The sequence below is a fragment of the Actinomycetospora sp. NBRC 106375 genome (genome assembly GCF_030269665.1).
Taxonomy (GTDB): domain Bacteria; phylum Actinomycetota; class Actinomycetes; order Mycobacteriales; family Pseudonocardiaceae; genus Actinomycetospora.
In genome coordinates, this window is the sequence record NZ_BSTS01000014.1 from 88,889 (window position 1) to 102,283 (window position 13,395).

General features: G+C 74.8%; 11 protein-coding genes. 9 read left to right on the top strand and 2 right to left on the bottom strand.

The features are described 5' to 3' along the window. Positions 1 to 21: 21 nt before the first annotated feature. The 8 genes from QSK03_RS22600 to QSK03_RS22635 all read left to right on the top strand — a co-directional run bounded on the left by QSK03_RS22600 (position 22) and on the right by QSK03_RS22635 (position 9,622). The gene (locus tag QSK03_RS22600; protein WP_285656972.1) at positions 22 to 3,117 is read left to right on the top strand and encodes an ATP-binding protein; all 3,096 of its coding nucleotides are present in this window, start codon (positions 22 to 24) and stop codon (positions 3,115 to 3,117) included. A 91-nt stretch (positions 3,118 to 3,208) separates the two neighbouring features. After that, positions 3,209 to 3,895: a nuclear transport factor 2-like protein gene (locus QSK03_RS22605; protein ID WP_285656973.1), complete on the top strand. Its 687-nt coding sequence runs from the start codon at positions 3,209 to 3,211 to the stop codon at positions 3,893 to 3,895. A gap of 58 nt (positions 3,896 to 3,953) precedes the next feature. Then, positions 3,954 to 4,697 carry a PIG-L deacetylase family protein gene (locus QSK03_RS22610; protein ID WP_285656975.1) on the top strand — a complete coding sequence of 248 codons (744 nt, stop codon included), beginning with the start codon at positions 3,954 to 3,956 and terminating at the stop codon, positions 4,695 to 4,697. Between the two features lie 53 nt (positions 4,698 to 4,750). Next, on the top strand, positions 4,751 to 5,413 hold the full coding sequence (locus tag QSK03_RS22615) for a helix-turn-helix domain-containing protein (RefSeq protein WP_285656977.1): 663 nt from the start codon (positions 4,751 to 4,753) through the stop codon (positions 5,411 to 5,413). 47 nt (positions 5,414 to 5,460) lie between these two features. Continuing rightward, positions 5,461 to 7,404 carry an acetoacetate--CoA ligase gene (locus QSK03_RS22620; protein WP_285656979.1) on the top strand — a complete coding sequence of 648 codons (1,944 nt, stop codon included), beginning with the start codon at positions 5,461 to 5,463 and terminating at the stop codon, positions 7,402 to 7,404. Positions 7,405 to 7,408: 4 nt separating this feature from the next. Beyond that, on the top strand, positions 7,409 to 7,663 hold the full coding sequence (locus QSK03_RS22625; protein ID WP_285656983.1) for a hypothetical protein: 255 nt from the start codon (positions 7,409 to 7,411) through the stop codon (positions 7,661 to 7,663). A 24-nt stretch (positions 7,664 to 7,687) separates the two neighbouring features. Next, positions 7,688 to 8,824 carry a cobalamin-independent methionine synthase II family protein gene (locus QSK03_RS22630; protein WP_285656988.1) on the top strand — a complete coding sequence of 379 codons (1,137 nt, stop codon included), beginning with the start codon at positions 7,688 to 7,690 and terminating at the stop codon, positions 8,822 to 8,824. A gap of 27 nt (positions 8,825 to 8,851) precedes the next feature. After that, the gene (locus tag QSK03_RS22635; RefSeq protein WP_285656991.1) at positions 8,852 to 9,622 is read left to right on the top strand and encodes an alpha/beta hydrolase family protein; all 771 of its coding nucleotides are present in this window, start codon (positions 8,852 to 8,854) and stop codon (positions 9,620 to 9,622) included. On the opposite strand, the gene QSK03_RS22640 is transcribed toward QSK03_RS22635, so the two are convergent. After that, positions 9,570 to 10,607, bottom strand: a complete 1,038-nt coding sequence (locus QSK03_RS22640) for a hypothetical protein (protein ID WP_285656994.1) — start codon at positions 10,605 to 10,607, stop codon at positions 9,570 to 9,572. The genes QSK03_RS22635 and QSK03_RS22640 overlap by 53 nt on opposite strands. A 107-nt stretch (positions 10,608 to 10,714) precedes the next feature. On the opposite strand from QSK03_RS22640, the gene QSK03_RS22645 reads away from it, so the two are divergent. Beyond that, positions 10,715 to 12,346, top strand: a complete 1,632-nt coding sequence (locus tag QSK03_RS22645; protein ID WP_285657000.1) for a class I adenylate-forming enzyme family protein — start codon at positions 10,715 to 10,717, stop codon at positions 12,344 to 12,346. Positions 12,347 to 12,352: 6 nt separating this feature from the next. On the opposite strand, the gene QSK03_RS22650 is transcribed toward QSK03_RS22645, so the two are convergent. Then, complete coding sequence (locus tag QSK03_RS22650; RefSeq protein WP_285657004.1) at positions 12,353 to 13,297, bottom strand: NADP-dependent oxidoreductase; 945 nt, start codon at positions 13,295 to 13,297, stop codon at positions 12,353 to 12,355. Between the last annotated feature and the right edge of the window lie 98 nt (positions 13,298 to 13,395).

The window sequence follows — 13,395 nt, forward strand, 5'->3', positions numbered from 1 at the left end:
CCGGCGAGCACGGGAGGCGTCATGATCGACGCGCCCTCGGGGTCGACGATGATCGGTCGGGACGACGTGCTCGGCGTCGTCCTCGCCGCCGCCCGCGACGCGGGCGCGGGGACGTCGCGACTGCTGCTGGTCACCGGCGAGCCCGGGATGGGCAAGACACGCCTGCTCCGCGAGGTGGCCGCCCGCTGCCGGGACCGGGGGATGGCCGTGGTCCACGCCACCTGCTGGAGCGGCGACGGCGTCCCGGCGTTCTGGCCCTGGACCCAGGTCCTGCGCGCCTGCGGCCGCGAGCTCGCCGACCTGCGCGGCGCTGCCGTCCCCGGGTCCGACCACGCGCGGTTCGCGTTGTTCGACGCCCTCGCGGCGGCGATCTCGGCCGAGGCGCGCTGCCAACCGCTCGTGATCGCCGTCGACGACCTGCACTGGGCCGACCTGGGCTCGGTCCGCGCCCTGGCCTTCGTGGCGGCACACGTGGCCGCCGATCCCGTGCTGCTGCTGGCCGCCTACCGCGACGCCGAGCTGGACCCCGAGGCCGTGCCCCTCCTCGACCGCGGCGAGCTCATCGCGCTGCGCGGCCTGGGCTCCGGCGAGGTCGCCGCGCTGATGGCGTCGACGACCGGCACGACCCCCGACGAGCAGACCGCCCGCACCGTCACGCGGCGGACCGGGGGGAACCCGCTCTTCGTCCGCGAGCTCGCCGCCCTGTCGTCCGACCCGGCGGCTCGACCGAGTGTCACGGTCCCCGGCGGCATCCGGGCCGTGCTCACCCGCCGGCTGAGCCGGCTCAGCGTCGCGTGCCGCGAGCTGCTGGGCGTCGCCGCCGTCGTGGGCGTCGACTTCGACCTCGGTGTGGTCGCCGCCGCCGGCGGGACGACGTGGGCGACGGCGGGCACCCTGCTCGAGGAAGCGGCGGCGGCCGGGCTCGCCGCGCCGGTCGGGCCGCCGTCGACGTGGGCCTTCGTGCACGCCCTGGTCCGCGACACGCTCGACGCCGGGCTCTCGAGCCCGGCGCGGGCCGAGACGCACCGGGCGGTCGCCGAGGCCCTCGGGCCCGACGCCGACGTCGCCGTCGTCGCCGACCACCTGGCCCTGGCCGTGCCGGTGGTCGAGCCCGGAGTCGCGGCCGCCGCGGTCGAGGCGGCCGGGCGCCGCGCCGCGTCGGCCCTGGCGTTCGAGGACGCGGCGGCCGCGTTCGAGCGCGCTGCCGGTCTGCGGTCGGCAGGGTCGGCGGAACACGTCGAGACCCTGCTCGCGCTCGGTGCGGCGCGCTCGGCACTGCGGGGCGCCGACGACGCCCGCACCGCGTTCTCCGCCGCCGCCGAGGGCGCCCGCGGCCTGCGCCGCGGCGACCTCCTCGCCCGGGCGGCCCTCGGCGACGCCGCCGGCCTCGGCGGCTTCGAGGTCCGTCTGCTCGACCCCGCACAGCTCGACCTCCTCGAGGAGGCACTCGCCGCGCTGCCGGCGGGGGACTCGACCCTGCGGGTGGCGCTGCTCGCCCGCCTCTCCGTGGCGGTCACCTACACGGCCGCGCCGGACCGGCAGGCCGCTCTGGCCGAGGAGTCGCTGGCGATGGCCCGGCGACTCGGGGACAGCGCGGCCGTCGTGCAGGGGCTGGTGGCGTGGGCCGACGCCCACGCCGGCCCGGACCACACGGAGTCGCGGCTCGCCGTGGCGTCGGAGATCGTCGACCTCGCGGCCGCGTCCGGCGACGTCGCCGGCGAGCTGCTGGGGCGCCGGCTGCGGGTGGTCGCGGTCGCGGAGCTCGGGGACACCGCCTCGCTCGACGCCGAGGTCGCCGCGTACTCCCGGCTCGCCGAACCCACGCGCCAGCCGATCTACACCTGGTACCCGGCCCTCTGGGCGGGATCGCGGGCGCTGCGCGAGGGACGCCTCGCCGACGCCCTCGACCAGGCCGACGCGGCCGCCGCGGACGGCGAGCGTGTCGGGAGCCGCAACGCGCGCATGCTCGCGGAGGTCCTGCGGCTCAACGCCCTGACCGACGCCGGGCGGCTCGACGACCTGGCGGCCCGCTACCGCGCGATGCTCGCGGACCTCCCGGAGGCGGGGTGGGGCGACGGGAGCCCGGTGACGAAGGTGTACCTCGCTCGCGTCGATCCGGCGGGCGCGGGCCCGGCGGCGCTGGCCGACCTGCCGCGCGCGCTCGCGACCGTGCCGCGGGACTCCGAGTGGCTCCCCCTGCTGTGCACGGCCGCCGAGGTGCTCCACGACGCGCCGGACCCGGACGTCGCGGCGCGCGTCCACGAGCTCCTCGCGCCGTACCGCGACCGGTGCGGCGTGGAGGGGATCAACGCCGCCTGGTTGGGCTCGGTCCGGCGGCACCTCGGCATGGTGGCGGCCGTGCTCGGTCAGGCCGCCGACGCCGAGGCCCACCTGGCGGTGGCCCTCGAGCGCAACACCCGCGCCGGGGCCGCCCTCCCGGTGGCGCACACCCACCGGGTCCTGGCCGAGGTGCGCGCCCGCGCGGGCCTGCCGGGCGCGGCGGCGTCCGCCGCGACGGCGCGGGAGCTCTACGTGCGCCTGGACCTCCCGCTCCTCGCGGCCCGCTGCGCGGCGATCGGCGAGGCCGGGCCGGCCGCCGGCGCCGAGGGCGTCCTGCGTCGCGACGGCGAGACGTGGACCGTGGGCGAGGCCGGCGAGCGGGTGACGCTGCGCCACGTGAAGGGCCTGGCGGACCTGGCGCGGCTGGTGGCCGCGCCGGACCGCGAGTTCCACGCGCTCGACCTCGTCGGGGGCGACCGACCGCCCGCGGCCGAGCTCCCCGGCACCGGCGACACCCTCGACGAGGCCGCACGGCAGGCCTACCGACGCCGCCTCGCCGACCTGGACGAGCGGATCGAGGACGGCGACCCCGCCGCCGAACGCGAGCGCGACCACCTCGTGGCCGAGCTCTCGCGCGCCTACGGACTCGGGGGACGCGCGCGACCCGCCGGCAGCTCGGCCGAGCGGGCGCGCACCGCGGTGACCTGGCGGATCCGCGACGCGATCACGCGGATCGAGGCGGTCGCCCCGGGGCTCGGCAAGCACCTGCGCGCCTCGGTCCGCACCGGCACCTACTGCGTCTACGCCCCCGAGCAGCCCCGTCGCTGGCTGCTGTGAGGCCGCCGCCGCACATCGTGCGGAGCTCCCTCACGCCTCCAGGGGTGGAGCGAGGCCACGAGGGCCTCGACCGTCCCGAGGGAGAGCAGCCATGACCTTCGTCCAGATCATCGACGTCACCACCGACGACCCGGAGGCCCTGCGGGCCGCCGACGCACGCTGGCTCGCCGCGACGCGGGGACGGAACACCCTGCGCCGGGAGGCGGTCTACGCCGACCACCACACGCCGAACCGCTACCTCGCGATCTGCGAGTTCGACGACCACGACAGCGCCATGGCGAACTCGGCGCTCCCCGAGACCGACGCGGTCGCCGCCGAGATCGCGGCCCTCGCGACCGGAGGTGTCGGGTTCACCGACCTGGACCTGCTCGACGTGCCGCTCGACCACCGCGGCGACGTCGCGCAGGGCTTCCTCGCGGCGGTCCGGACCGGCCGGCTCGACCGCTCCTGGTACACCGACGACGTCGCGGTGGAGCTCAACGTGCCGTTCGGCCTGGTCCGCAGCCACGGCACCGACGAGCTCGCCCGGCTGCTGCGCGACGCCTTCCCGTACGGTGGCGACGTGGTCGCCGACCGGGCCGTCCCCACCGAGACCGGTGTCGTCCTCGAGTTCGCGGCGCGCACCGTCACCGGTCCCGACCGGCCGGAGAGCACCTACTCGCGGAACCTCGTGTTGCTCGAGCTCACCGCGGGCCGCGTCCGCGCCCTGACGATCTACTGCAGCGGCGACTGGGACGCGGCCACGCAGGCCGAGCAGCTCGCGGCCGTCGAGGCGTGATCCGGGACGGGATCACCGGAGGGCACGGACGGCCGGGGCTGATCTAGGCTCCGGCTCCGTGCCCGAGCCCGCCGCCGTCCGCTCCGACGTCACCCGCGCCCTGGTCGTGGTCGCGCACCCCGACGACGTCGACTTCGGGGCCGCCGGCACCGTCGCCTCCTGGACCGCCGCGGGCATCGCGGTGTCGTATTGCCTGGTGACCTCCGGCGACGCCGGCGGGTTCGACGACACGCCCCGCGACCAGATGGCCGGTCTGCGCGAGGAGGAGCAGCGCGCCGCGGCCGCGGAGCTCGGCGTCACGGACCTGACCTTCCTGCGCTACGCCGACGGCGAGGTGACCCCGAGCCTGGCTCTGCGTCGCGACATCAGCCGCGTCGTGCGGCGGGTCCGCCCGCAGCGGGTGCTCACGCAGTCGCCGGAGTACTTCTGGGAGCGCCTCGGCGTCTCCCACCCCGACCACCGGGCCACGGGCGAGGCCGCCCTCGCCGCGGTCTACCCGGACGCCCGCAACCCGTTCGCGCACCCGGAGCTGCTCGCCGACGAGGGCCTCGAGGCCTGGACCGTGCCCGAGACGTGGGTGGCCGGCTGCCCGCCCGAGCGGGTGAACCACGCCGTCGACGTCGGCCCGACGCTGGCCGCGAAGCTCGCCGCCCTGCGCGCGCACCGCTCGCAGACCGCCCACCGCGACGACCTCGAATCCCTGGTCAGCGGCCTGCTCGCCCGCAACGCCGCGCGGTTCGCGGACGTCATCCCGGCCGGGGCGCAGTACGTCGAGGCCTTCCAGGTCGTCGACACCTCCTGAGGAGCGGTGACGGCATACTCCTGACGGGCACGGTGTCGACGCGAGGAGTCCCGATGAGCAAGGAGGACCCACCGGGCACCGACGTCGCCGACGTATCCGACCGGGGTCCCGCGGCACGGGAGGTCGAGCGCCCGGCCTCGCAGGAGGGCAGGCTCGAGCGGGCGATCGGCGCGGAGGTCCACCGGCGCCGCCGGGCCTCGGGCGCCACGCTGGCCGAGATGGCGGTGCGCACCGGGATCTCCAAGCCGATGCTCTCGAAGATCGAGCACGCGCAGATCTCGTGCAGCCTCACGACGCTGGCGCGGCTCGCGGACGCCCTCGACATCCCGGTGACCGCCTTCTTCCGGGGCGCCGACGTCGAGCGCGAGGCGGTCCACACCGCGTCCGGGGCCGGGGCCCGCATCGTCGCCCGCGGCACCCGCGTCGGGCACGACTACACCCTGCTCGGGGGGCTGCGCGGCCAGCACAACCGCATGGAGGCGCACCTCGTGACGCTCACCGAGCGCAGCGAAGTGTTCCCTCTCTTCCAGCACCCCGGCACGGAGCTGCTCTACATGCTCGAGGGGCACATGGTCTACGGCCACGGCGGCGCCAGCTACGACATGCGGCCCGGCGACGCGCTCCAGCTCGACGGCGAGGGCGTCCACGGCCCGACGGAGCTGGTCGAGCTCCCGATCCGCTTCCTCTCGGTGGTCGCGCACCCCGACTCCGGCTGATCGGTCCGGTCTCGCGGTGAGACGCCGGTCACGGCACGATCGGGGTCATGGACGCTCCCGAGGCACCGGCCCTGATGCGCCCGGCGGGTCCGATCGAGGGCACCGGCCTCGAGGCCTACCTCGCCCACCTGTCGTCGACCCGCGGACTGACGTTCGACGACTACTGGGGCCTGTTCGGGTGGTCGGTGGCCGAGCCCGAGGCGTTCTGGGGGTCGATCTGGGACCACTTCGGCGTGCCGGGGTCCTACGAGCGGGTGCTCGGGTCGTCGGCGATGCCGGGGGCGCGGTGGTTCCCCGGCGCCCGCGTGAACTACGCCGCCCACATGATGGGCACCGACGACGACACCGACCGCACCGCGCTCATCGCCCGCTCGCAGACGCGCGAGTCCCGCGAGCTCACGTACGGCGAGCTGCGTGACCAGGTCGCCCGGGCCCGCGCCGGGCTGGCGCGCCTGGGGGTGACCGAGGGCGACCGCGTCGTCGGCTACCTGCCCCACGTGCCGGAGACGCTCGTGGTGTTCCTGGCCGCGGCGAGCCTGGGCGCGATCTGGGCGTCGTGCGCACCCGAGTTCGGTGCCCGCAGCGTCGTCGACCGGCTCGGCCAGCTTGAGCCGACGGTGCTGCTGGCCGTCGCCTCCTACCGGTACGGGGCCAAGGAGATCGACCAGCGCGACGAGCTCGCACGGATCCGCGCGGGCCTCCCGACCGTCGAGCACGTCGTCGGGCTGGACTACGGCCCGCACCCGGTGCCGGACGCGCTGACGTGGGACGAGCTGCTGGCCGAGACCGGACCGCTGGAGTTCGCCGACCTCCCGTTCGACCACCCGCTCTACGTGTTGTTCTCCTCGGGCACCACCGGCCTGCCGAAGGCGATCGTGCACGGCCACGGCGGCATCCTGCTCGAGCACCTGCGGCTGTTCGCCCTGCACTTCGACATCCGCCCCGGCGACCGGACCCTGTGGTTCACCACCACCGGCTGGGCGATGTGGAACATCACGATCTCGGTGCTGCTGCACCGCGGCGTCCTCGTGCTGCTGGACGGGAACCCGCTGTGGCCCGACCTCGAGGCGCAGTGGCAGCTCGCGGCCGAGACCGGCGTCGCGCTGCTCGGGGCCAGCCCGGGCTACCTGACGGCGTGCCGCAAGGAGGGCGTCGTGCCGCCGCGGTGGCCGGAGCTGCGCCAGCTGGGCACGACCGGTGCGCCGCTGCCGCCGGAGGCGTTCGACTACGTCTACGCCCACCTCGGGCCGGACGTCGTCCTCAACCCGTTCAGCGGAGGGACGGACGTCTGCAGCGGCTTCGTGGGCGGCGGGCCGTGGCTGCCGGTGTACCGCGGCGAGATGGCCGGGCCCGGGCTCGGGCACGACGTCGCCGCCTTCGACGAGGACGGCGACACCGTGGTCGGGCAGCTCGGGGAGCTCGTCGTGCGCGCCCCGATGCCCTCGATGCCGGTCGGGTTCTGGAACGACCCCGACGGCGAGCGCTACCGCGAGGCCTACTTCGACGCCTTCCCGGGCGTGTGGCGCCACGGCGACTGGGTGCGGTTCACGGAGCGCGGCAGCTGCGTGATCACCGGGCGCTCCGACGCGACGCTGAACCGGGGCGGGGTGCGGTTGGGCACCGCCGAGTTCTACGACGTCGTCGAGGACATGCCGGAGGTGGCCGACTCGCTGGTCGTGCACCTCGAGGACGACGAGGGCGGCTCGGGCGAGCTGCTCCTGTTCGTCGCCCTCGCGTCCGACGCCGACCTGGACGACGACCTGCGGAAGCGGATCGCCGACGGCCTGCGTCGCAACCTGTCCCCGCGGCACGTGCCCGACCTCATCGCCGCGGTCCCGGCGGTGCCGCGCACGCTCACCGGCAAGAAGCTCGAACGCCCGATCAAGCAGGTGCTGCGCGGGCGGGCGGTCGACGAGGTGATCAGCGCCGACGCCGTCAGCGGGGCCGACGCGGTGCCCGCCTTCCGCGACGCCCACCGTTCCCTGCGGTAGCGCCGTGCCCCGACGCCGACCCGAGCCCGCCGCCGCGGTCGAGGAGTGGACCGCGGAGCCGGTCGCGGTGGCGCCCGAGGACCGGCGCTGCGGGGACCGCGCCTGGTTCTGGCGCCGTTGGAACACCTTCGGCGGGGTCGCCCACTACCCCACGGAGGTGGCCTGCGTTCGTGAGCGGGGCCACCCCGACCGCCACGCGTCGCGTCCCCGTCGGTCGTGGCTGTGGCACCCGGGCCGCCGGCGCGTCCTGCGGTGGTGACCGCTGTGGTGACAGGCTGATCGCGTGCAGCGCAGCACCGAGAGGTTCCTGACCACCCACGTCGGGAGCCTGCCCCGGCCCGACGACCTTGTCCGCACCATGTTCGCCCAGGAGGAGGGCGTGCCCGTCGACCGCGCCGCGCTGGCGGAGCGGGTCCGCGCCGCGGTGGCGGAGGTGGTCGGACACCAGCTCGACGCCGGCATCGACCTCGTGAACGACGGGGAGATGAGCAAGCCGAGCTACGCCTCCTACCCGAAGTACCGGCTCACCGGGTTCGACGGCGAGTCGGTGACCTTCTCCTACCGCGACCTCGACGACTTCCCGTCGATGGCGCAGCGGGTCATGTCCGACCCGGGGCGCTCGCGGCGGAAGACGCCGGCCTGCACCGGCCCGGTGGCGCCCACGGGCGACGACGCCGTGCAGCACGACGTCGCGAACCTGCTCGCCGCGGACGGCGACCCGACCGGCCGGTTCCTCACCGCCGCGTCGCCCGGGCTGGTCGCGCTGTTCTTCGACGACCAGCACTACGGGTCCTACGAGGACTACCTGCTCGCCATCGCCGACGCGATGCGCCCGGAGTACGAGGCCATCGCCGCCGCCGGCATCACCGTGCAGCTCGACTGCCCGGATCTCGCGATGGGGCGCCACGTCCGCTACGCCGACCTCTCCGACGAGCAGTTCCTCGCCCGGCTGCGCCAGAACCTCGAGGCCATCGACCACGCCACCGCCGGCATCGATCCCGAGCTGCTGCGCCTGCACGTGTGCTGGGGCAACTACGACGGCCCCCACCATCGCGACATCCCGTTCGCCACGATCGTCCGCGACGTCCTGCGCGCCCGCCCCGCCGCGATCGCGTTCGAGGCGGCGAACCCCCGCCACGCCCACGAGTTCACGGTGTTCGACGACGTCGCCCTGCCCGACGGCACGGTCCTCGTCCCGGGCGTGCTCGAGTCCAAGACCAACGTCATCGAGCACCCCGAGCTCGTCGCGCAGCGCATCGCCCGCTACGCCGAGCGCGTCGGCGCCGAGAACGTCGTCGCCGGCACCGACTGCGGCTACGGCACCTGGGTCGGCCAGGCCGCCGTCGACCCCCAGGTCGTCTGGGCCAAGTTCGCCGCCCTCGCCGAAGGCGCCCGCCTCGCGAGCGACCGCTGGTTCTGACCCCCCGGTTCTGCTGCGATGGTCGACATGGCCGCGCCCGAGGGACCGCCGTTCTTCCACGACGTCGACCCCGTGACGCGGTTCCGGGAGGACGTGCTCGACGTCCACGTGCGCTCCGATCACGCCGGGCGCCGCCCCGCGGTGATCTTCATCCACGGTGGTCCCGTCCCGGAGGGCCACACCCCGCGCCCCCGGGACTCGGCCGTCTTCCGCGGCTACGGGGCGCTCGCCGCCCACGCCGGGCTGGTCGGGATCACCTTCGACCATCCCCTGTACACCGACCAGCACTACCCGCAGTCGGCCGCGACCCTCGACGCCGTGGTGGAACGGACCCGCGCGCTCGACCAGGTCGACCCGGACCGCGTCGTCCCGTGGTTCTTCAGCGGGGGCGGCGTCCTGGCGGCCGCGTGGCTGCGCGACCCGCCGGAGTGGCTGCGCGGGATCGCCTGGACCTACCCGGTGCTCGCGCCGCCGCCCGACTGGCCGGGCGACGTCCGTCGGTTCGACGCCGTCGACGCCGTCGGCGAGCACCCCGCGCTGCCGAAGCTCCTCGTCCGGGTCGGGCACGAGATCGCAGGCATCGCCGGGACCCAGGACGCCTTCGTCGCCGCGGCGCACGACGCCGGCGCCGCGCTCGAGGTCCTCACCATCGAGCACGCCGTGCACGGCTTCGAGGTCCATCCCTTCGACGCCGACGCACGCGCCACGGTCGACCGAGCGGTCGCGTGGGTCGCGGCGACGGCGGTCAGCCCTGGTCGAACACCAGACGCTGGTCGACGACCCGCGCGCCCCGCATGAGCCGCGCGAACGACGGGCGGCGGCCGTAGAGGGCGTGGTGGGCGACCTGGTAGTCGGCGACGGCGCTCCAGTTCAGCGGGAAGAACTCCGTGTAGTTCCAGCTCCGGGCGATCTTCTTGCCCCGGTTCGTGGAGCTGACGGTGCCGCACGTGTGCAGCGGCCAGTCGGTGGACCCGTACTGCTCGAGCACCAGCGAGGTGTCGGCGCCGAGGGCGAGGTCGACCTTGTGCACCGTGCCGCGCTCCGTGAAGTGGGTGGCGACCGACGCGTCACTGCGGGCGGTGCTGACCCCGTCCGCGACGTGGTGCGCCGCCGCGAAGCCCGTCCCGGGCCGGCCGCGCCAGGCGTAGCCGCCCTCGTAGGTGCCGTCCTCGTACTCGACGAGCCAGTTCAGCCAGAGGTTGTGCAGCTTCGTGAGCATGCCCATCTCGGACCACATCGCGTCCGGGCGGCTGTAGATGAAGTCGAGCATGAACAGCCCTTCGACGGGCTCGCCGTCGAGGGTGCCGGTGGCCTTCCCGAGGTGTGAGCGCAGCATCTGCGGGTGCTCGTACCCCTCCTGCGAGGGAACCCAGAACGTGCAGACCTGGCCGAGCCGCCGCGCGGTCAGGTCGAGCCGTCCCGAGCCGTCGACCCATCGGTAGTCGCTGACGCCGAAGTCGTACCGCCAGGTGTCGCCGACGTAGCTGACCGCGTCGGCGCTCTCGGTGACCCGGTACCGCTCGGCGATCGGGTTGTCGGCGTAGGGGAACAGGACGGGGCACTGGGCGTCGAGCCGCCCGTCGAGCCGGTAGACGCCCATGTTCAGGGTCTCGTTCTTGTTCTGTCCCTGGATGCCCCGCATGGCGTTGTAGATCCCGCCGGCCGCGTCGGTGAGGACCACGAAAGGGCAGATGAACACCGGCGCGTAGTCCTCCCGCGGACAGTGGCTCAGCCGGTAGGACTCCAGCGTCGGTTCGCCCTCGAGGTAGACGTGGTAGCGCATCAGCGGCCGGTCCTTCCGGGCTCCCCAGCAGGTGGGGACGACGTTGACACCGGCCCCCAGCGTTGTCAAACTGCCGTTTGTTTGGCGGTCGGGCCTCGGAGGTCGCGATGGGCACGCTGGCGGGCGAGCTGGGACTCCGGGCCGGCGAGCACCCCGACCGCACGTTCGTGTCCTTCCCGGACCTCGACCTGAGCTACGCGGAGTTCCACCGGCGCGCGGTCGCGCTGGCGAAGGGGCTGATCGCGGTCGGGCTGCGGCCCGGCGGGCACGTCGCGGTCCTCATGACGAACTCCCCGACCTACGTCGAGCTCGTGTTCGGGGTGCAGCTCGCCGGCGGAGTCGTCGTCCCGCTCAACGCGCGGTTCAAGCGCCGCGAGCTGAGCTACGTCCTGGGGCGCTGCGACGCCGAGATCCTGGTGACCACCGACGCGGTCGACGAGCACACCGACTTCACCGCGCTCGTGGCGGCGTCGCTCCCGGGCCTGCGTCTCGCGGAGCACACGGAGGGCGCAGCCGGTGCGGTCGTGGCGCCGGGCGCACCGCGCCTGCGGCGGATCCACCTCGACGGCGACAAGGACGTCCCGTTCGCGGCGCCCCTGACCGCCCTGGTCGCGGCGGGGCGGGACGTGCCCGACGACGCCGTGGTCGCGGCGTCCGCCGGCCGGACGGCCGAGGACCCCGCCGTGCTGCTCTACACCTCCGGGACGACCGCCGACCCGAAGGGCTGCGAGCTCACGCACCGGGCCCTGATCGGCAGCTGGTCGGCCTTCGCCGACGTCGTTGGCCTGCGGGGCGGCGAGGCAATGTGGACCCCGTGCCCCTTCTTCCACGTCGGCGGGATCGGCCCGACCGTGTCAGCGCTCGTGCGAGGCGCCGAGGTGATGTCGATGGGCCACTTCGATCCCGAGGTCGCCCTCGACCACCTCGAGCGCCGGCACGCCGAGCACCTCTTCCCGGCGTTCCCGCCGTTGACGCTCGGTCTGCTGCGCACCCCGGGCTACGACCGGGACCGGCTGCGCGCCGTGCGGACCGTGCTCAACGTGGCGCCCCGCGAGACCCAGGAGATGATCCAGCAGCTGTTGCCCGAGACCGCGGTCCTGCTCACCGACTTCGGCATGACCGAGGGCGCCGGGATGATCACGACGACGACCCTCGACGAGCCCGAGCGCGATCGCCTGGGGCGCAACGGGCGCCCGATCCCCGGCATCGAGGTGCGGATCACGGACCCCGGGGAGCCCGCGACGGTCGTCCCCGTGGACACACCCGGCGAGATCCAGTTCCGGGGCGTGAACGCCTTCCGCGCCTACTACCGGGACCCCGAGGCGACGGCCGAGACGATCCTGCCCGGCGGCTGGGTCCGCACCGGCGACTCGGGGAGCGTGAACGCCAACGGCTCCCTGCTGTTCCTCGGGCGCACGAAGGACGTCCTCAAGGTCGGCGGCGAGAACGTCTCGCCGCTCGAGGTGGAGGCCTACCTGAGCACGCACCCGGCGGTGCGGATGGCCCAGGTCGTCGGTCGCCCGTCGGAGCGGTACGGCGAGGAGCCGGTGGCCTTCGTCGAGCTGTCCGGCGGCGCGGACTGCACGGCGGACGAGCTCATCGCCTTCTGCCGCGGCAGCCTCGCCTCGTACAAGGTGCCGCGCGAGGTCCGCTTCGTCACCAGCTGGCCGATGTCGGCGACGAAGATCCAGAAGTTCCGCCTGCGGGCGATGCTGGAGGACGATCTCGCGCCACGGTGACCGGGCTCAGCCCGTCGGAGCGAGCACGACGACCTTGCCCCGCAGCGTGCCGGCCGTCGCCTCGGCGTGGATCGACGCCAGGTCGGCCAGCGCCACCCGCCGGTCGACGTCGACGCGCAGCTCCCCGCGGTCGACCATGCCCACCAGCCGCGCCAGCAGCTCGGCGTCGTTGCGGACGAAGACGTCGACGGCGCGCACGCCGCGCGCCTCGTCGGCGGGCGCGGGCGTCCGCGGCACGGTGTTCACGACGACGCCGCCGTCGCGGACCCGGGTCACGAGCGCGGCGAGCTGCTCGGGCGTGACCGGGGCGAGGTTGAGCAGGACGTCGACCGGCTCCTCGACCGCGGCCACGACGTCGGTGGTGATGTGGTCGACGACCTCGTCGGCGCCCTGCGCCCGGAGGCGCTCGCTGCTGCGCGGGCCGCCGGTGGCGATGACGTGCGCCCCGGCGTTCTTCGCGAGCTGCACGGCGTAGCCGCCGACCGCACCGCTCGCGCCGTTGATCAGGACGCGCTGGCCGGCCACCACCTTCGCGTCGTCGACCAGCGCCTGCCACGCGGTGAGCCCCACCATCGGCAGCGCGGCGGCGTCGGTCAGCGGGACGGTGCGCGGCGCCGCGACCAGGACCTCGGCCGGCGCGACGACGTACTCCGCGGCCGCGCCGTCGGCCACCATCGGTAGAAAGCCGATCACGTCGTCACCGACCCGGAGGCCGTCGACACCCTCACCGACGGCGTCCACGGTCCCGCTGACCTCGATCCCCGGGACGTGCGGCAGGGCCACCGGGAACGGTTCCTGCAGGTAGCCCCCGCGGATGCCGTCGTCCACCAGGTTGAACGCCGACGCGGCGACACGGAGCCGCACCTGCCCGGCGCCGGGGACCGGCTGCTCCACGTCCTCGTACCGCAGGACCTCGGGACCGCCGTAGGCGTGGAACCGCACTGCCTTCATCGGAGGAGCCTCGCTTCGTCCGCACCCGTGTGCTTCGAACTCGAAGCACCTTGGGAACGACGCTAACCGTGCTTCGAATTCGAAGCAAGTAGACTCGG